The following is a 16958-nucleotide window of genomic DNA, read 5'->3' as shown; positions in this document are numbered from 1 at the left end:
TCGGGGGTCGCGGCCGACGTACCGCCCGGCTCCGAACTGCACGGATCTCCTGCGCCGGGCCTCCTGCCCGTCCGGCGCGGGAGCCCGCCCCGGCGCCGACTCCCGTTCTTTTTCGGGCAGTCGGGTGATCACGGGCTCGCACCCTAGCGGACGGAGGTCCATATCCTGCCGGAATACCTGATGTTCGCCACGTACCTGGCCTCCAGCGCGTAGCGTCCCCCGTGCAACCAGGCCGGAGACGTGAAGCCGGCCAGGGCCGTGAAAACGAGGAGGCTGCAACGATGGTGAACGTGGAGACGTCCCTGAAAGAGGCGATGACCTCGATCGAGGGGAGCGTGGGGGCGGCGTTGGTCGACTACACGAGCGGCATGGCCCTCGGCACGCTGGGGGGCGGCAAGGACCTCGACCTGACGGTCGCCGCCGCGGGTAACACCGATGTGATCCGGGCGAAGGCCCGCACCATGGAGATGCTGGGCATCAAGGAGGACATCGAGGACGTACTGATCACCCTCGGCAGCCAGTACCACCTCATCCGGCTGCTCAAGGGGCGCGGGGGGAACGGCCTGTTCCTCTACATCGTCCTGGACAAGGCGAAGTCGAACCTGGCCATGGCCCGGCACCAGCTCAAGCGCATCGAGGCGGATCTGGAGCTCTAGCCGCCTTCCTGTACCCCGACTCTTTTTTTGCCCAGGAGTTGAAGAAATCTTCAACTCGGCACATCCGAATGCTGTCACCGGAGCGTGGGGCGGAGCCGGGGTACAGGAGAATGGCTGGTCATGGTCACCGGGGGCGGGCCGGCGGAACCGAACGCCGTCCCCGTCCATAGGTCAGAACCCGGGTAGGAGCGTTGCCACATGCAGGTCCCGCTGTACCAGGCCAAGGCGGAGTTCTTCCGGATGCTCGGACACCCCGTCCGGATCCGCGTACTCGAACTCCTTCAGAACGGCCCCGTACCCGTGCGCGAGCTGCTGAACGAAATCGAGATCGAGCCGTCCAACCTCTCGCAACAACTGGCGGTGCTGCGCCGGTCCGGCATCGTGGTCTCCATACGCGACGGTTCGACGGTCAGTTACGCCCTCGCCGGCGGCGATGTGGCGGAACTCCTGAGAGCCGCACGACGCATCCTCACCGAACTGCTGGTCGGGCAGAGCGAGCTGCTCGCCGAGCTCCGGGATGCCGACACCTCGGTGCACACGGGCCCTCCCGCGCTGTAGGCCGGGTGGCGGCGCACACCGCCGGGGCACCACGAAGGGCGACCCGGCGGCGGCGCGTCGGTGGCGGTGGCGCGCCGCCGGCGCGTCGCGTCGCGTCAGCCCTGGCAGAGGCCGCGGGCGTAGTCGTAGGTCGCGGTGGCCTGCGAGTAGCGCCACTGCGGGTCCAGCAGGTCGCTCTTGAGCTGTCCGGCCGCGTCGGGGCTCTCGACGACGTAGCCGAAGTCCTGCAGCCAGGACGGGTACAGGTTCTTGGAACCGATGTAGAAGGCCGATCCGTCCACGGAGACCAGCTTGTGGTGCTGGGCGTACGGCTTGCCGTCCGCCCACGTCGGCCGGTCGGACGCCCGGAACGTGGCCAGCTGGAGGTTCTCGCACATGGCCGTCCTCGCCCGGCCGCCGTCACCGGTCAGGGCGGCCACCCGGCCGCGCAGGGCGTCACTCACCTCGTTGAGGGACTTGATCTGCGAGTAGCCCCCGCTGCCGATCGTGCCGCGGTTCGCCGGGTCGCTCACGACGATGCGGACCTTCACGCCGGAGGCGAGCTTCGCGGCGAGGGCGTCGTAGAGGCGCACGTCGTAGCGGGGCAGCGGCGGGCAGGTGGCGTGCACGTCCTGCTGGGAGATCTCGATGTGCGAGGTCGCGCTGGAGACGAGGGCGCGCAGGGCGCTCTCCTCCGGGTTGACGGTGTCGTAGTCCCGGTCGGCGTTGGTCTTGTCGGGCACCCCGATCCCGCACTTGGTGTCGCCGGCCGAGGGCAGGACGGGGCGGAAGGACGAGGTGGGGTCGTTCTGGCGGATGCCGACGCCGAGACCGCCGACGGCGAGCGCGGGCACGTTCCCGCCGCCCGCCAGGGCGGCGGGCCGGGGCAGGGAGGGCATGCAGTCCGCACCGGGCGAAGCGGCGAACCAGACCGAGCTCCAGCTGCTCCTGTTGCGGCAGGTCCAGTCCCACAGGGAGTCCAGGTAGCGGCCCGCGGAGCCGGCGGCGGGGCCGGACAGCGCGAGGTCGACGTCGGCGACCGGGTGGGTGGTCTCGAGGTAGTCGTCCTTCCAGCTGTTGATGCCGCCGGTGATCACCGATCCGCCGTCCACCACGACCAGCTTGGAGTGGTTCCAGGAGAAGGAGGTCTTCGAGGTGGTCATCGAGGCGACGTTGAGGGTGATGTTGGCCGCGGCGGCCGGGCCGAGCTTCGCGAGCAGCTCGTCCCGGTAGGACGAGGGGATCACGGTGGAGTGGTAGATGGGCGCGGCGCCCACCATGACGCGCACCTTGAGCCGGTTGCCCTTCTGGGCGGACTCCTTCAGGCCCGCGACGATGGCCTCCTGGTAACCGCCGTTGGGGAAGGGCGCGAGCGTCGATATGTCGACCGTCTCCCGGGCGGCGGCGATGTCCTGGCGCATCTTGTCCAGGAGACGGCGCGATCCGGGCCGGTCGGTGCATGCCGCGTCGCCCCAGCAGCCGGGCGTCTGGAGCAGCCAGTCGGCGCCGCCGGGCGTGGTGGAGCCGAGCCGGTTGCCGGAGGTGCGTTCCCAGACCGAGCCCTCCAGACCCGGGGAGACCCGCCGCAGGGTCTGCTCGACCGAGTCCAGGTGCGGTGTGGGCGCTTCTGCGGCGCGGGCGGGGGCGGCGGCGCCGAGGAGGGACATGCCGAGGGCGAGGGCCGAGGTGGAGACGAGGGCCGTCGTACGGACGGTGCGTGCCAATGTGGTTCCTTGACTGGGGGGGCGGCTCAGGCCGGGAGCGGGGGTCGGCCACGCCTCCGACCTTGATCAACTCGCGCAAGTTACCAGGAAGTAGCCCTGTGTTCACCTGGCCCGGACGAGTTCCGGCCACCCGCGTCGCAACGCCGGCAGGCCGGTGTCCGTCGCCCGTTCCGTACGCTGGTCGCATGCGCACGCGCCCCACTCTGAGCTGGACGCCCACCGAGGACCTGCCGCCCGGAACCACGGATCCGGGGCCGGTCGCCGACGCGCTGCGGGCCGGCGGCGTGCTGGTGCTCAGCGGGGCGGGCATCTCCACGGAGTCGGGCATCCCCGACTACCGGGGCGAGGGCGGGAGCCTGCGCCGGCACACCCCGATGACCTACCAGGAGTTCACCGCGAGCGCCCGGGCCCGGCGCCGGTACTGGGCGCGCAGCCACCTCGGCTGGCGGACCTTCGGCCGCGCCAGGCCCAACGCCGGTCACCGGGCCGTCACGGCGTTCGAGCGGCACGGGCTGCTCTCCGGGGTGATCACCCAGAACGTCGACGGCCTGCACCAGGCGGCCGGCAGCGAGGACGTGGTGGAACTCCACGGCAGCCTGGACCGGGTCGTATGCCTGGCCTGCGGCGCCGTCGGCTCGCGCCGCGAGCTCGCGCGGCGGCTGGAGGAGGCCAACGCGGGCTTCGAGCCGGTGGCCGCCCGACTGAACCCGGACGGCGACGCCGACCTCACCGACGAACAGGTCGGGGACTTCGCGGTGGTGCCGTGCGCGCAGTGCGGCGGCGTCCTGAAACCGGACGTGGTGTTCTTCGGCGAAACGGTTCCCCCGGGACGGGTCGAACGCTGCCGCGAGCTGGTCGACGGCGCTGCGTCGCTGCTGGTCCTGGGCTCCTCGCTGACAGTGATGTCAGGCCTGCGCTTCGTCCGGCAGGCGGCGCAGGCCGGCAAACCGGTCCTGATCGTCAACCGGGACCCCACCCGCGGCGACCGCCACGCCGTGACCCGGGTCGCGCTCCCCCTGGGCGCGGCCCTCACCACCCTGGCCGACCACTTGTCCGTCCCGATCGAGGGCGACAGTCCGACCTGAGCCGAGCGTCACCCCGGAGCGACACGCCCGCCTGAGCCGGTTCGCCGGAGGTCGGCCGGTTCGACGGGGAGTTGGACGCGGTCCTGTACCTCCTGGGCCCCGTACACGCGATGCTGTTCGAGCGCGGGACCGGGCCGGACCCGGCAAACCCTGCACGGGCACTTCGTAGCCCTGAACCCGTCTTGAACCTGTTCCACGCCACGGGCGAGACGGAACACCGCGACCGGGAGACGCACGCCCTCTTCGGCCACGGCGTGGAAGGCTTCGCCCGGCCGAACCGGCCCGCCGACGCGCACGGCCCCTCCGGGCCCAGCGGCCGGAGCCGACCCGAAGGCCTGCACCCGTGCCGCACAGCGCGCCGGGCGAAGCCGGCGCGCCGCTGACCGGAGTGCTGGACGGGAGCACCCCGTGCTCCCGCCACCGCAGCCTGGTCACGAACACCGACCCCGCGCTGCGGTACCTGACCCTGTGCGCCGACACCCCGTACGCACCGGGCGGCCGCCCACTCAGAGACAGCCGCAGCCGGAGGCGTAGAACGCCAGGAAGCCGGCCGCCGCCGCGGTGACGGTGAAGACGACCGTCGTGACGGCCGCGAGTCCGCGCCGACGGCGGCCCTTCGCCGGGGCGCGGAAGGTCCGCCAGGCGCCGTGCGCCACGGCGAGGCTCAGCAACCCCGCCCCCGCGAGGGTGGCGCGGGGGCTGAAGGACCAGCTCACGTACACGGTCAGGGCCAGCAGGCCGAGCAGCGCACAGGCGAGCAGGCTCAGCACCGCCTCGGCCACCGCTTCACCGACCAGCTCCACCAGGAATTCGCCGACATCCTTCACCACGCCGCGCACTCCCACGGAGCTCCCCCATCGCCATGTGCCTCGCCCGGGAAGACCCACGGGGTGTCCGAAGGGTTGCGCGACCCCGTCCGACGGCATGCGCCATCATGGGGACGCAGTCGGCGCGTCAGCGCCGCAACGAGGAAGGAGGTGGCGGGCGATGTCCCACATGCCGCCGCCGTCCACGACCACCGGGATGCTGCACCACGTCGAGATCTGGGTGCCGGACCTCGGCCGGGCCGTTGCCTCCTTCGGCTGGCTGCTGGAGTCCATGGGCTACGTGCCGTTCCAGAGCTGGAGCGACGGGCGGAGCTGGCGGCTCGGAGCCACCTATCTGGTGTTCGAGCAGTCCCCGGCCCTCACGGCCGAGCGCCACGACCGGTGCCGGGCCGGGCTGAACCACCTGGCGTTCCACGTGGAGGACCACGAGACGGTGGACCGCCTGGTCACGGAGGGCCGGCAGCACGGATGGAGCCTGATGTTCCCCGACCGCCACCCGCACGCCGGCGGCGACCGCACCTACGCCGCCTACCTCGAGAACACCGACGGCTTCGAGGTCGAACTCGTCGCCGTCGCCCGGGCGGCTCCGTCGGCTCCGCCACAATGACTCCCCGCGTGCGACCTGTTGGGGGCCGTGCCCCCTGTGCGCCGCACCGGTGAGGAACCCCTGTACCTGCACGGCACCGCCCACGGGACCTTGCGACCGGCGCGGCGGTGCCGGATCGAACTCCGATCCGCAATCGGCCATGCCGGCCGAGACGGCCGCACGGCCTAGTGCACCGGGCGGAGCAGAACGGCGTCGACCTCGATTTCGACCAGCCAGGCAGGGTCGATGAAGCGGGCAACCTCGACGAACGTGGTCGCGGGCCGGACGGCCCGCGAGAACCCGATCTGCGGTTCCAGCGGGGAGCCGGAGCTGACGGTCTGCCGCTTGCGTTCCATCGGGCCATGCTCCCAGACCCCGCGAACCGGTGGTTCACCTACACCCCGGGCGGCATCCGGGGTCAGGCGCACCGGAGTTGGCGCAGGGCCAGCAGGCCGCCGATGCCGGGGATCCAGGCCTGCCACCTCGCCGCCGGGTCGGCGGACGCCCGCCGGACGGTGAGGATGACGACCAGGTAGGCAGTGCCGTGCACGGGGCCGCCCAGGGAGGCGACCGCCTCGGTGTGCACGGTGATGAGGTTGGCCAGGAGGAGGGCGAGGGAGGCGGCTTCCACCTGGGCCGCGATCCGCAGGACGCGCACGCCGGTCACGCTCCCGTGGTGGAGCCGGGGCGGACGATCATGAGTACGACGACGACCGCCCAGAGCAGGTTGAACACGCCGGTGACCATGGCCAGCCGGGCCGCGCCCGCCTTTTCCGGACCGCCGAGCAGCCGCTGCTGCCCGGGCAGGATCGCCAGGGCGAGCAGGGCCGCAGCCGCCGCGGTGAGCACGATCGAGACCAGCAGCCAGGCGTCCGTCAGGACGCCGAGCCGGGCTCCGGTGGCGACACCGAAGACAGGTACGGCGACACCGACGAGCGTGTAGCCGCGGCAGATCCGGTGCAGCACCTTCGCCGTCTGCAGCCCCTCGGCGTCCTCGGACGGTGTGCGGGTGTACCGCGGGAACATCGAGGCCGCGACCGCGATCGGGCCGATGGCCAGGATCGCGGCCAGGACGTGGACGGACAGCAGCAGTTTGGTCACCTGGGCACTCCGGGGATGGATGGATCGGCCGACAATGGGTTGCCAGGCAACCTATACGACGGCTCCACGGTTTGGGTAGGCTGCCTAACCATGAAGGCGAGTGAGGTACGCGGACACCTGGACGGTCTGCTGCTGTCCGTGCTCGAATCGGGCCCCCTGCACGGCTACGCGGTGATCACCGCCGTGCAGGAGCGCAGCAACGGCGTGCTGGAGCTCCGCAAGGGCACCATCTACCCCGCGCTGAACCGGCTGGAGCGACTCGGCCTGCTCTCCAGCACCTGGGAGTCCGTGGGCGAACGTCGGCGGCGCTGCTACGAGCTGACCGACGCCGGCAGGCGCAGCCTGGACACGGAGCGGAAGGTGTGGCGGGAGTTCACCGCCGCCATCGGCTCCGTGCTCGAACCGGTGCAGCCGCGGACGGCGACGTGAGCCGGGCGAGCGGGTCCGGCGGGGCGGCCGGGGCGGGCGCCACCGCAGCCGGCGTGGACGGCACCGACCCCATCGCGGCCCACGTGGCCGAGCTGGCCGCCGTACTGCAGGGCGCGGAGCGCGAGAAGACCCGGATGCTCGCCGAGCTGCGCGAGGGACTGCTCGACGCCGCGGCGGAGCTGGCCCCCGGGGGCGAGCCCGATCGTGAGGCGGCGCTGGAGGCGGTGCGGCAGTTCGGCGGCGTGGCCGAGCTCGCGCCCGACTTCCAGCGCGAACTCACCCTCGTCCAGGCCCGGCACACCTCCCGCAGGATCCTGCTGCTCGCGCCGCTCCTGCTCCCCTGCTGGTACCTGCTCGCCGCAGCCGGCCCCACGGCGCACCGACTGCCGTACGCGGCCCAGGTACTGCTCGCCCACCTGGGCGGCACCGCCGCGGCCACCGCACTGGCGGCGGCGGTGTTCCTGGGCGCCACCGGCCGGCTCGCCCGTCGGCTCTCCACCCCCGACCGGCTGCCGGTCATGGTCGCGTGGACGGGCACCACCGCCGCGGTCGCCCTGGCGCTGAGCGCGTTCACGTTCGCCGCCGCGTCGCTCCTGACGTCGCGCTGGCCGCTCTGCGCCCTTGCGGGCGCGGTCGCCATCGCCTTCCACGCCAGGATCGCCGCTTCGGCGCGCGCCTGCCGCCAGTGCGCCCGGCCGGCTGTCGCGGCCTGACCTGCCATCCGCCTCCGGCGGGCCGGACCGCGCGGCGCAGGGTCCGGGTACACCGGGTGGCGGGCCCGCGGACGCTGTTGCCCGTGCATGGGCTCGGCCGCGCCTCCCGGGGGGCGGGCCCCGGCCGTGCCGGTGTCAGCCGGGCCGCGCGCGCCAGGGGATCTCGGCCCAGACCTGTTTGCCGCCGCTGAGCGGCACCGAGCCCCAGGCCGTCGCCGTGGCCTCGACGATGAGCAGGCCGCGGCCACCGGTCGATTCCCAGCTCACCGACACCGGTTTGACGGGGCTGCGCGGCGAGGCGTCGTTCACGGCGATCCGCAGCCGGTCCGTCGAGAGGGTCAGGTCCATCCCCACCTCGCCCTGCGTGTGCGCGATCGCATTGGTGACCAGCTCGGACACGATCAGCAGTGCCGTGTCGAGCTCCTCCACCACGCCCCAGGAGCGCAGCGTGCGCGCGGTGAAGCGGCGCGCGTGCAGGACCGCCTTGGGCAGGCGCCACACCGTCCAGTGACTCCGTTTGGGCCGACCCGCGGTTCCGTCGTAGCGCAGCAGCAGCAAGGCAACGTCGTCGTCCCGGCGGCCCACGCTCCCGACCAGGTCGTCCGCCACTCCTCCGGCGTCGACCGGGTCGGCCTCGATGAGCGCTTCGCACACCCGCCGCATGCCCTCCTCCAGGGGCAGCCGGGCCGACTCGACCAGGCCGTCCGTCAGCAGGACGAGCAGGGTTCCGGGGAGCAGCCCCGCCTCGGTCATGGGGAACTCGGCTTCCGCGAGCACCCCCAGGGGCGGCCCGCCCTCGACCGTCATCTCCTCCGTGACGCCGTCGGGGTGGCGCACCACCGGCGGCAGGTGACCTGCGCGCACGACCCTGGCGATGCCCTCCTCCATGTCGAGGTCCACGTACGTGCACGTGGCGAAGAGGTCGGTCTCCATGCCGACGAGCAGACGGTTGGCGCGCGCGACGACGACGTCGGGCGGGTGGCCCTCGACCGCGTACGCCCTGACCGCGGTGCGCATCTGGCCCATGATGGTGGCGGCTCCGGCGCTGTGCCCCTGGACGTCCCCGATGACGAACGCCACGTGACCGTCGCCGAGCGGGATGACGTCGTACCAGTCCCCGCCGACCTCCAGTCCGGCGGTCGCGGGCAGGTATCGGGCGACGGCGACCCCGCCCGGCAGCTCGGGGAGCTTACGGGGCAGCAGACTGCGCTGGAGCATGGTGGCGAGTTCGTGGCCCGCGTCCAGCGCGTGGGCCCGTACCAGTGCCTGCCCCACCAGCCCCGCCGTCGCGGTCAGCAGCGACCGTTCCTCCGGTGCGAACCGGTGCTCCTCGTCCCAGCCCACGAGGCACACCCCGACCATCCTGCCTTCGGCGGGCAGCGGCAGCACGGCGAGGCCGCCGGGCCCCACGCCCAGGAGTCCGGGTTCGAGTGCCGCGCCGGGCGGCCACAGGCTCATGTGGCCGGCGCGGAGCGCGCTCTGCAGGGTGGGCAGGTCACCTAGTGGCACATCGGGCCATTCGGAGCGCCATTCCGCGCGCCAGACCTCGGGCCAGGCGTCGGTCTCCGGGGGGTCGAGGGCGGTGACGATGAGGCGCTCGGGCTCCAGCTCGCCGACCGCGACGCGGGATGCGCCGAGCGGCTCGCGCAGGGCTTCGACCGCCAGTCGGCTGACCTCCCGGATCGTCGCCGCTCCCGCGAGCGTGGCGGACAGCCGCTGCACGAGGGACACCTCGTCGGCGCTGGGCCGCAGGTAGGAGGCGTCGGCCACCACGCCCAGGACGCGCTGCGGTGTGCCGTCGGCGTCCACCTCGACCCGGCAGCGCAGGCCCAGCCAGCGAAACTCGCCGCCCGGGCGGCGGATACGGAACGCCAGCTGCTGTCCGGCGGCGGCCAGCCGGTCCGGCTCCACGACCGCCATCAGCGCGGGCATGTCGTCGGGGACGGCGCAGGCGAGCAAGGTCTCCACCTGCCCGTCGAACTGGTCGGGAGACAGGCCCAGCAGTTCCAGCACGTGGGCGTGGGCCTCCATGCGGCCGGTTCCCAGGTCCAGGATGAAGGCGCCGCCCTGGTCGGGGACCAGGGACTGGACGAGATGTGCCTGCGGGGCCCTGCGCCCGGCGAAGCGGGCGGCGACCGATTCGAGGCCGGCGGCCACCTGGTCGGCGTACAGCTCCAGCAGGCTGCGGTCGTCGGCGCTGAAGCCCTCCCCGACCTCGCCGGCGACGACGAGGCAGCCGAGCTCCTGGTCGCCGTGTCCCAGGGGCAGGGCGCCCAGCGAGATCCGGGCCGGTGAGTTCGGGGTGCCGTCCCCGACCCGGGTGGGGAAGTGGTGGGGGTCCTCCTCGATGAAGGTGGCGAGCTCCTTGGGCGTCAGCCACAGGGGGCGGCCGGAGCGGAAGGCGTTGGCGGCGGGGGAATGGCCGGCGACGGCGAGGATGGCGGGGAGGCCGTAGAGGATGCCCCGGTTTCCGGTCAGCTCGGCCAGGTGGAGTTCCCGGTCCTGGTCGGCGGCGACGTAGACGGCGGCGAGCTGGGCCCCGCAGAACGCGAAGCGATGTCTGGTCACTGTCCGTACCGCCTCCTCCCGAGGCCGTCCCGCCGAGCGCCCGCTCTCCCTCCATGCTGTCGCGCCCGGGACCTTTCGGGCGAGTCGGAGGGCCGCGGCCGGTCGGCGGTACGGCGCCACGAGCAGGGTGCGCCCCTGCGGAGCGGTGCCGGTGCGGCACCGCGTGCGGGGCCCCGCCGCTACGGCGTCCGGCGGGGCGTGGGAAGGGTGAGACGGGTGGCCGGGGCGGCGGCCGGAAGGGCGATGGGGCTGGCGCCGTCGTGGTCGTGCTCGACGTCGTTGAGCGGGCGGGTGCGTTCGGCCGCATGGGCCAGCCACGGCCAGATCCGGAACGGGTCGTCGGGTACCGCCGCCGCGGCCCCGGTACCGCTGATCCAGGTCGTGAGGGTGAAGCGGTGGTCGGCGAAGTGCCCGCTGGGGCAGGTGGACGGGACGACCTCGTGGAAGGCGCCGGCCGGGAAGAACACGATGGTGTCGTGCTCGGGCTCGATGGTGCGGTAGGACTCCGCGGGCCGGGCTCCGCCGTCGGCGAGCAGGGTGTCGTACAGCCGGAGCTGGCCGCCGCCGAAGCCGCGCGGCCTGCGGTGGAGGTAGTACACGGCGGAGAGGGCCGTGCCGACGTCCCGGACCCGTGAGGCGTCGGTGTGGATGCCGTAGTGGCCGCCTTCGCCGTGCGACGTCAGGACCGTCAGGGTCTGTGTGAGCGCCGCCCGGTGGCCGAGGACCTCCTGGACCAGCGGCAGGCAGTCCGCCAGGTGCGCGCTGAACACCGAGCTGGTCACGGGGAGGACGAGGGAGCTGCGGCCCTTGTGGGAGACCTGGCCGGAGAGGGGGTCGAGGACCGTCCCCGCGGAGAAGTCGGCTTCCCGGGAGATCGCGTACGACAGGAGGCTGGCGGCACGTTCCGCGCCGAGGAAGTTCTCGAAGCGACACACCGGCGCCGGGACCACGGGGGCCGTGGACCACTGATCGGAGGGGGGCAGGACCTGGGTGCTGATTTCCGCCGGGGTGGCCGATTCCATCGCGTATCCGCTCATGGCCCGGAACCGTACGCGCGGTGGCAGGAGCCTCCGCAGGGGCACATGGGGGGCGCACGGGAGAACATCGGCCCGGCGCCATGCGCTGACCGGCCAGGGCGGGCCCACCCCTCGGCGCGAGGTCGCGCCCTCCGGCTCGGGGCGTACGCCGGTGCACACAACCCGGCCGCCGACCCGGCGATTGCCCAGGGCATTGGCCGACTTTCGAGGCTGGCCACACCACCCACCCATCCGCTAGTTTAGGCAAGCCTTACCTAACCGGAGGTTCCGATGTGTGCTGCCGCCCTGCCCGCGGCCGAGGCGACCCTCGCCGAGCAGACCCGTTCCGTGCTCGCCCGCGCGGTTTCACTGACCGTCACCACGAACGGGCTGCGCTACGACCTGGTCGGCCTGCACTCCGTCAACGCGAGAGGCCAGGTGCGGCTGCGGCTGCCGGCCGACAGCCTGCCGGCGGCGCACGTGGCGTGCGCGCCGCGCGGGGCCCTCGCCGCGCTGGTGGAGTTCACCGACATCGCACCCGTCGCCGTGCGCGACCGGGTGCGGGCCCGGGTGACCCTGTCCGGCTGGCTCACCCGGTCCGGACAGGACGCCGCGACGGACGACGTCGACCTGCGCCTCGACGCGGCGCGTGTCACCCTGGCGACCCAGGAGGTGACGGTGAAGGTCGGCCTCGACGAACTCGTCCTCGCCCAGCCGGACCCGCTGGCCGTCGACGAGGGCTCGCTGCTGACGCACCTGACGGACGCCCACCAGGACGCGGTGACCCGCCTGACCCGGCTGGCCGACCCCTGGCTCCTGCACGGCGCCGTCCGCGTCCTGCCCCTCGCCGTCGACCGCCACGGCATCACCCTGCGCTGCGAGTACGCCCGAAACCAGCGCGACCTCCGCCTGCCCTTCCCCGCGCCCGTGAGCGAGGCGTCCCAGGTCGGCGAGCAGATCCAGCTCCTGCTGGCCGCGGCCCAGGCCTGCCCGAGGCGCCGCCACCTGCCCGCCCGCTAGGCCGTATCAGTCCAGCGACCCGGCGATGGCCCGCAGCGCCGCCAGGTGACGCCGGTAGGCGGTGCCCCCCTCACCGGTCAGCCGCAGCCAGGTCCGGGGGCGCCGGCCCACCTGGCCCTTCTCCACCGTCACCCAGCCCGCCTCCTCCAGGCGTGAGACCTGCTTCGACAAAGCCGAGTCCGTGATCTCCACGAGGTCGCGCACGGAGCCGAACTCGGCCTTCTCCACGGCCGCGAGGGCCGCGACGACCGACAGCCGCACGGCCGACGCGAGGAGCGGCTCCAGCCCGTGGCGCGGATGGGGCCCCCGAACCACAGCCGCCGGTTCCGGCGTCATACGGCGCGCACCTCGCGCCGGGCGGCGACAGCGGCAGGCAGCGCGCACACGAGGGCGGCAGCGACCGCGAAGGGGACGCTGTCCGGGAAGACGGTCAGCCCGAGCACGAGCGCCAGGACGTATGCGGCGGCCCACGCCCCGATCACCGAGAGGTGCGTGGCGACGTGGCCGCGCGGAACCACGGGCTGCCGCGTGGCGAACCACGACAGTCCGACGACCACAGCGGCATTGGCCAGCGCACTGACGGTCGCCCCCACCGGCCCGTGCCACAGCAGCACCGCGGGGACGAGCACGAGCTGCCACCCGGCGAACATCCAGAGGTAGGCCGTGTACCAGCCGCTCCGGCCCCGCGCCTTCGCCTCGATCCGCGCGATCCCCTGCAACGATGCGGCCGCGTCTGCCTGTTCGTTCACGGCACGTCCCCTCCCGTCGTCGCCGGGCACCTCGAACCTGCCGACCCGGCATCTACTTTCCACTCTAGCAAGTACTTGCCGGAATGGGAGGGCGGCCGATCCCCGCGTGGGTGCGGTGCGCGCGGACGGGACGCAAGATGGAGGAGGGCCGGGCGAGGCGATGAGGTGAGCGGCATGACCATGCAGACCCCCTGTCCTCCGGTCACCGTGTCGGCCCGGCTGGACACACCGCTCTCGCGCTGGCTGTGGCTGGTCAAGTGGATCCTCGCGATCCCCCACTACGTCGTGCTGGCCTTCCTGTGGCTCGCGTTCCTGGTGATCAGCGTGATCGCGTTCTTCGCGATCCTCTTCACCGAGCGCTACCCGCGCCCGCTGTTCGACTTCAACCTCGGAGTGCTCCGCTGGTCCTGGCGGGTCTCCTACTACGCGTACGGCGCCCTCGGCACCGACCGGTACCCGCCCTTCAGCCTCGGCCCCGAGCCCGACTATCCGGCCCGGCTGGACATCGCGTACCCGGAGCGGCTCTCCCGCGGCCTGGTCCTGGTGAAGTGGTGGCTGCTCGCCATCCCCCAGTACCTCGTGGTCGCCATCTTCACCGGAGCCGTGCACAGCGGCTGGTCGGCCGGCGGTCTGATCGGGCTCCTCGCCCTGATCGCGGTCGTCACCCTGGCCTTCACCGAGAAGTACCCGCGCGACCTGTTCGACCTGATCATCGGCCTCAACCGGTGGGTGCTCCGCGTCACCGCCTACGCCTCCCTGATGACGGACGCGTACCCGCCGTTCCGCCTCGACATGGGCGGCGAGGAACCCGTGGACCCCATGCTCTGACCGGGCCTCCCCGAGCCGCCCGCCCGCCCGTGCGGCTGCCCGCGTTCGGGGGGACCATGGGGCGGGGAGGGCCGCGTTCGGCCGGAACCCGGAACCGGGACCAGGCGGAAGGAGAGAACATGCTGGAAGACAGCAAGGCATTCAGCGGATTTTCGGTCGACAGCATCGACACCGCGAAGGACTTCTACGGCTCGACGCTCGGCCTGCGGGTCTCCGAGGACAACGGGATGCTGTCCCTCCACCTCGGCGGCGGCGCCGACGTGCTGGTGTACCCGAAGGACAACCACACCCCGGCGAGCTTCACCGTGCTGAACTTCCCGGTGCCCGACATCGACCGGGCCGTCGACGACCTCGGTGCGCGCGGCGTGGACTTCGAGCGCTACGACGGCTTCGGACAGGACGCGAAGGGCATCTCCCGCAACGAGGGCGGCCCCCCGATCGCCTGGTTCAAGGACCCCGCCGGGAACGTCCTCTCCGTACTGCAGGTGGACGCCTCCTAACCGGTTGCGGTGCGGGGCACCGGGCCAGGGCGTCGGACCGGGACGGCCCGCAGGCGCGGCTGCGCGTGATGGAGGAGGCCGCCGAGCGGATCGGGACGTCCTCCGACGAAGGAACGATCTGGCGGGAGCTGACGGGGTTCCTGGTCCGCGGCCCGTGCGATGCCGCGGTCGTGGAGCTGACCGGCGGAGCCCGGGGCGGCCTGAGCGGCCGGGCCGGTCGTGTGGGCGCCGCAGGTGACACAGCCGGCCTCCTGGACCGCGCGGACGTCGCCACCGCGGCCGCGGCTGCGGCCGCACACGTGGTGTCGGTACCGCTGGCCGGCCGGGGCGAGGTCTACGGACGGCTGCTCGCGGCCCGCGCCGACTGCGCCTTCAGTGCGGACGAGACGGCGACCCTGCACTTCGCGGCGCGCCTGGCGTGCGCGCACGTCGGCCACGCGCGCCGGCTGGCGGCCACCGAGAAGATCGCGCTCGACCTCCAGCGGGCCCTGATCGCGGAGCCCGGCCGGCCGCATCCGAACCTGGAGGTCGCCAGCCGCTACCTGCCGCTCGGCTCCCGCGCCCTCGTCGGCGGCGACTGGTTCGAGACCGTACGACTCCACTTCGGCCGCACCCTGCTGGTGGTGGGGGATGTCATGGGCCATGGCCTGGAGGCCGCCGTGGACATGAACGCCTACCGCTCCATCCTGCGGGAGGTGGCCTCCACCGATCTCGCCCCGCACCGCGTGCTGCGCCAGCTGGACGCGTTGTCGGCCGCGGAGGACGACCGCCGCCCCGCGACCTGCCTCATCGTCCGGGTCGATCCCGCCCGCGGTACGGCGGCGTACGCGAGCGCGGGGCACCTGCCGCCGGCGGTCTTCACCGCGGACGGCGCGGGGGAACTCCTCGACGTGCCCGTCGGCCCGCCGCTGGGCACCGGGGTCGGCGGGTACGAGACCGTCGCCCTGCCCTTCACCGCGGACCGGACGGTCCTGCTCTACACGGACGGGCTGGTGGAGCGCCGCGGCGAGGACATCGACACGTCCCTGGCCCGGCTCGCCGCCCTGCGCATGGCCGCGGGCTGCGGGGTCGGGGACGTGGTGGACGCGGTCTGCGCCGGCCTCGACGCGCAGCACGCCGAGGACGACGTCGCCGTGCTCGCCGCCCGTCTCCGCCTCCGGCCGCCCCTGGAGGGAGCGGCCGGGTGAGACGTACGCCGGCTCAGCGCGCGGGCAGCACCGGCAGGGCCGGGACCAGGGGTGCCGGGGCCTCGACGGACTCGTTCTTCGGGACCTTCGGCGCCTGCGGCGGCTTCGGCGCCGTCCTGCCGCACAGGGCCTGGTCGCGGTAGTCGGTCATGGCGGCGTCGGCCGGGTGCGGGTCGAGTCCGGTGCCGGCCTCGTTGATGCGCTGGTACTTCATCAGGTTGTACCCGAGGGCGAACTGCCGGGTGCCGTCCGGGCTGGACAGGGCCTGGGTGCCGGCGCCCCAGACTCCGCCGTCGTGGCCCCAGGCCGGGCCGCACGGCGTGTCCATGGAGTAGATGCCGAGCCCGTAGCGCAGGGTCACCTTGCCCGTCTCGTCCTTGATGTCGATGGTGGTGCGCATCTGGTCCAGCTGGCGGCGCGGCAGGAGGTCGCCGGTGAGCAGGGCCCGGTAGAAGGTGTTCAGGTCCTGCGGCGTGGAGACGAGGGCTCCGGCGGTCCCGCCCCAGGTCATGTTGTAGACGCTGTAGTCGCGCGGCGGGTCGATGAGCCCGTAGAAGCTCTCGTACATGCGGGCGTGGGCGCCGCGGATGTAGGGGTCGGTGCCGGGGAAGTAGGTGTCCCGCAGGCCGGCCCGCCGGATGACGTCCTTGGCGATGAGCTTCTCGGGGTCCTGGCCGGTCACCTTGCGGAGGATCTCGCCCAGGAGCAGGTAGTTGGTGTTGGAGTAGCTCCACTCGGTGCCGGGTTCGAACCGCTGCGGCCGGGCCACGCCGTAGCCGATCAGCTCGGTGGGGCGGATCGTCCGGAAGCGGTGGTCGTCCAGGCTCGCGGTGGTGCCCTGCTGGAGGGAGGGGAAGGCGTCCGCGATGTAGTCCTCGATGCCGCTGGTGTGGTTGAGGAGCATGCGCACGGTCACCTTGCGGCCGCGCTCGCCGGGCAGGAGTTCGGGCACGTAGTCGCCGACCGGCCGGTCCAGGTCTATTCGGCCCTTGGCGTTCTGCTGGAGCACGGCGACGGCGGTGAAGGTCTTGGTGACGCTGCCGACGCGGTGGCGGAGGTCGGCGCGGACCGGGCGCCCGGTGGAGAGGTCGGCGACGCCGGCGGCCCCGTCGAAGCGCTCGCGGCCGTTGCGGGCCGCGGAGAAGATGCCGTACACGCCCGCGTCCCGGACCGCGTCGAGCCTGGCCTGGAGCGCGGCCCGGTCGAGGCGGCGGCCGGCGGACGCTGCCTGGGCGGCGTCCGGCTCAGCGGTTGCGGCACCGGCGGCGGGGGCGAGGCCCGCCAGCAGGGCAACGGCGACGGCGGTCGCCGAGGCGGCGCGGCGCAGCTGCCGCCGCGCGGGGCGGGCGGCGGGACGGGTGTGGCTCATGGCGGCTCCTCGACGCGGGCCCGGTGGGGCCGGTGACCGGTACACCTCGATTCTTCGCGCCGG

At 73.2% G+C, this 16958-nt stretch carries 20 protein-coding genes; 10 read left to right on the top strand and 10 right to left on the bottom strand.

Features of this window, described 5'->3' with window-relative positions; translation table 11 throughout:
• The first annotated feature begins 281 nt into the window (after positions 1 to 281).
• Entirely contained in the window at positions 282 to 656 is a 375-nt protein-coding gene (locus tag E6U81_RS04375) for a hypothetical protein (protein ID WP_030848047.1), read from the top strand.
• Positions 657 to 854: 198 nt separating this feature from the next.
• On the top strand, positions 855 to 1214 hold the full coding sequence (locus E6U81_RS04370) for a metalloregulator ArsR/SmtB family transcription factor (RefSeq protein WP_136228724.1): 360 nt from the start codon (positions 855 to 857) through the stop codon (positions 1212 to 1214).
• Between the two features lie 95 nt (positions 1215 to 1309).
• Here E6U81_RS04370 and E6U81_RS04365 read toward each other — a convergent pair whose 3' ends face one another.
• A complete protein-coding gene (locus E6U81_RS04365; RefSeq protein WP_240803624.1) occupies positions 1310 to 2917 on the bottom strand; it encodes a phospholipase D-like domain-containing protein in 1608 nt (535 codons plus the stop codon).
• Positions 2918 to 3102: 185 nt separating this feature from the next.
• Here E6U81_RS04365 and E6U81_RS04360 point away from each other — a divergent pair, with 185 nt between their 5' ends.
• Positions 3103 to 4002, top strand: coding sequence for an NAD-dependent protein deacetylase (locus tag E6U81_RS04360; protein WP_136228723.1), 900 nt, complete (start codon positions 3103 to 3105; stop codon positions 4000 to 4002).
• Positions 4003 to 4508: 506 nt separating this feature from the next.
• Here the strand turns inward: E6U81_RS04360 and E6U81_RS04355 are convergent.
• Positions 4509 to 4832 carry a lysine transporter LysE gene (locus tag E6U81_RS04355; RefSeq protein WP_240803623.1) on the bottom strand — a complete coding sequence of 108 codons (324 nt, stop codon included), beginning with the start codon at positions 4830 to 4832 and terminating at the stop codon, positions 4509 to 4511.
• A 166-nt stretch (positions 4833 to 4998) separates the two neighbouring features.
• Between E6U81_RS04355 and E6U81_RS04350 the strand changes: the two genes are divergently transcribed.
• Complete coding sequence (locus E6U81_RS04350; RefSeq protein ID WP_136228927.1) at positions 4999 to 5436, top strand: VOC family protein; 438 nt, start codon at positions 4999 to 5001, stop codon at positions 5434 to 5436.
• 164 nt (positions 5437 to 5600) lie between these two features.
• On the opposite strand, the gene E6U81_RS39635 is transcribed toward E6U81_RS04350, so the two are convergent.
• The 3 genes from E6U81_RS39635 to E6U81_RS04340 form a co-directional block, all read right to left on the bottom strand.
• Positions 5601 to 5771, bottom strand: a complete 171-nt coding sequence (locus tag E6U81_RS39635) for a hypothetical protein (RefSeq protein WP_168714549.1) — start codon at positions 5769 to 5771, stop codon at positions 5601 to 5603.
• A 62-nt stretch (positions 5772 to 5833) separates the two neighbouring features.
• Entirely contained in the window at positions 5834 to 6073 is a 240-nt protein-coding gene (locus E6U81_RS04345) for a DUF3817 domain-containing protein (RefSeq protein ID WP_136228926.1), read from the bottom strand.
• Between the two features lie 5 nt (positions 6074 to 6078).
• A complete protein-coding gene (locus E6U81_RS04340) occupies positions 6079 to 6516 on the bottom strand; it encodes a hypothetical protein (protein WP_136228721.1) in 438 nt (145 codons plus the stop codon).
• 90 nt (positions 6517 to 6606) lie between these two features.
• Between E6U81_RS04340 and E6U81_RS04335 the strand changes: the two genes are divergently transcribed.
• Both E6U81_RS04335 and E6U81_RS04330 read left to right on the top strand, forming a co-directional pair.
• Positions 6607 to 6945 (top strand): helix-turn-helix transcriptional regulator, encoded by a 339-nt coding sequence (locus E6U81_RS04335; protein WP_206309834.1) that lies wholly within the window; start codon positions 6607 to 6609, stop codon positions 6943 to 6945.
• A complete protein-coding gene (locus E6U81_RS04330) occupies positions 6942 to 7658 on the top strand; it encodes a permease prefix domain 1-containing protein (RefSeq protein WP_240803622.1) in 717 nt (238 codons plus the stop codon). The genes E6U81_RS04335 and E6U81_RS04330 overlap by 4 nt, the downstream gene beginning before the upstream one ends.
• 135 nt (positions 7659 to 7793) lie before the next feature.
• Here E6U81_RS04330 and E6U81_RS04325 read toward each other — a convergent pair whose 3' ends face one another.
• Both E6U81_RS04325 and E6U81_RS41640 read right to left on the bottom strand, forming a co-directional pair.
• Positions 7794 to 10346, bottom strand: a complete 2553-nt coding sequence (locus E6U81_RS04325) for a SpoIIE family protein phosphatase (RefSeq protein WP_136228720.1) — start codon at positions 10344 to 10346, stop codon at positions 7794 to 7796.
• Positions 10347 to 10405: 59 nt separating this feature from the next.
• Positions 10406 to 11263 carry a 2OG-Fe(II) oxygenase gene (locus tag E6U81_RS41640; protein WP_168714548.1) on the bottom strand — a complete coding sequence of 286 codons (858 nt, stop codon included), beginning with the start codon at positions 11261 to 11263 and terminating at the stop codon, positions 10406 to 10408.
• 270 nt (positions 11264 to 11533) lie between these two features.
• On the opposite strand from E6U81_RS41640, the gene E6U81_RS04315 reads away from it, so the two are divergent.
• Positions 11534 to 12262 (top strand): DUF2470 domain-containing protein, encoded by a 729-nt coding sequence (locus E6U81_RS04315; protein WP_136228718.1) that lies wholly within the window; start codon positions 11534 to 11536, stop codon positions 12260 to 12262.
• 6 nt (positions 12263 to 12268) lie between these two features.
• On the opposite strand, the gene E6U81_RS04310 is transcribed toward E6U81_RS04315, so the two are convergent.
• Together E6U81_RS04310 and E6U81_RS04305 are read right to left on the bottom strand one after the other, a co-directional pair.
• Positions 12269 to 12598, bottom strand: a complete 330-nt coding sequence (locus tag E6U81_RS04310; RefSeq protein WP_136228717.1) for a transcriptional regulator — start codon at positions 12596 to 12598, stop codon at positions 12269 to 12271.
• Positions 12595 to 13011 (bottom strand): hypothetical protein, encoded by a 417-nt coding sequence (locus E6U81_RS04305; RefSeq protein WP_136228716.1) that lies wholly within the window; start codon positions 13009 to 13011, stop codon positions 12595 to 12597. Before E6U81_RS04305 ends, E6U81_RS04310 begins: the two co-directional genes overlap by 4 nt.
• Positions 13012 to 13185: 174 nt before the next feature.
• On the opposite strand from E6U81_RS04305, the gene E6U81_RS04300 reads away from it, so the two are divergent.
• From E6U81_RS04300 to E6U81_RS04290, 3 genes are all read left to right on the top strand, one after another.
• Positions 13186 to 13839: a DUF4389 domain-containing protein gene (locus E6U81_RS04300; protein WP_136228715.1), complete on the top strand. Its 654-nt coding sequence runs from the start codon at positions 13186 to 13188 to the stop codon at positions 13837 to 13839.
• 119 nt (positions 13840 to 13958) lie between these two features.
• On the top strand, positions 13959 to 14339 hold the full coding sequence (locus E6U81_RS04295; protein ID WP_136228714.1) for a VOC family protein: 381 nt from the start codon (positions 13959 to 13961) through the stop codon (positions 14337 to 14339).
• Positions 14340 to 14407: 68 nt separating this feature from the next.
• Positions 14408 to 15526 (top strand): PP2C family protein-serine/threonine phosphatase, encoded by a 1119-nt coding sequence (locus E6U81_RS04290; RefSeq protein ID WP_136228923.1) that lies wholly within the window; start codon positions 14408 to 14410, stop codon positions 15524 to 15526.
• A 13-nt stretch (positions 15527 to 15539) separates the two neighbouring features.
• Here the strand turns inward: E6U81_RS04290 and E6U81_RS04285 are convergent, their stop codons facing one another.
• Entirely contained in the window at positions 15540 to 16895 is a 1356-nt protein-coding gene (locus E6U81_RS04285) for a serine hydrolase domain-containing protein (protein ID WP_136228713.1), read from the bottom strand.
• Between the last annotated feature and the right edge of the window lie 63 nt (positions 16896 to 16958).

Origin of the sequence: Streptomyces sp. A0592, assembly GCF_004795115.1 — a bacterium.
GTDB lineage: Bacteria > Actinomycetota > Actinomycetes > Streptomycetales > Streptomycetaceae > Streptomyces > Streptomyces erythrochromogenes.
Note: the sequence above shows the minus strand (reverse complement) of the source record. Positions and strands in the feature narration are given on the sequence as shown.

Coding starts and splice junctions, on each gene's coding strand:
- E6U81_RS41640 (WP_168714548.1), bottom strand. CDS start 11,263: ATGAGCGGATACGCGATGGAATCGGCCACCCCGGCGGAAATCAGCACC.
- E6U81_RS04335 (WP_206309834.1), top strand. CDS start 6,607: ATGAAGGCGAGTGAGGTACGCGGACACCTGGACGGTCTGCTGCTGTCC.
- E6U81_RS04375 (WP_030848047.1), top strand. CDS start 282: ATGGTGAACGTGGAGACGTCCCTGAAAGAGGCGATGACCTCGATCGAG.
- E6U81_RS04360 (WP_136228723.1), top strand. CDS start 3,103: ATGCGCACGCGCCCCACTCTGAGCTGGACGCCCACCGAGGACCTGCCG.
- E6U81_RS04285 (WP_136228713.1), bottom strand. CDS start 16,895: ATGAGCCACACCCGTCCCGCCGCCCGCCCCGCGCGGCGGCAGCTGCGC.
- E6U81_RS04290 (WP_136228923.1), top strand. CDS start 14,408: ATGGAGGAGGCCGCCGAGCGGATCGGGACGTCCTCCGACGAAGGAACG.
- E6U81_RS04370 (WP_136228724.1), top strand. CDS start 855: ATGCAGGTCCCGCTGTACCAGGCCAAGGCGGAGTTCTTCCGGATGCTC.
- E6U81_RS04310 (WP_136228717.1), bottom strand. CDS start 12,598: ATGACGCCGGAACCGGCGGCTGTGGTTCGGGGGCCCCATCCGCGCCAC.
- E6U81_RS04300 (WP_136228715.1), top strand. CDS start 13,186: ATGACCATGCAGACCCCCTGTCCTCCGGTCACCGTGTCGGCCCGGCTG.
- E6U81_RS39635 (WP_168714549.1), bottom strand. CDS start 5,771: ATGGAACGCAAGCGGCAGACCGTCAGCTCCGGCTCCCCGCTGGAACCG.
- E6U81_RS04295 (WP_136228714.1), top strand. CDS start 13,959: ATGCTGGAAGACAGCAAGGCATTCAGCGGATTTTCGGTCGACAGCATC.
- E6U81_RS04350 (WP_136228927.1), top strand. CDS start 4,999: ATGCCGCCGCCGTCCACGACCACCGGGATGCTGCACCACGTCGAGATC.
- E6U81_RS04315 (WP_136228718.1), top strand. CDS start 11,534: ATGTGTGCTGCCGCCCTGCCCGCGGCCGAGGCGACCCTCGCCGAGCAG.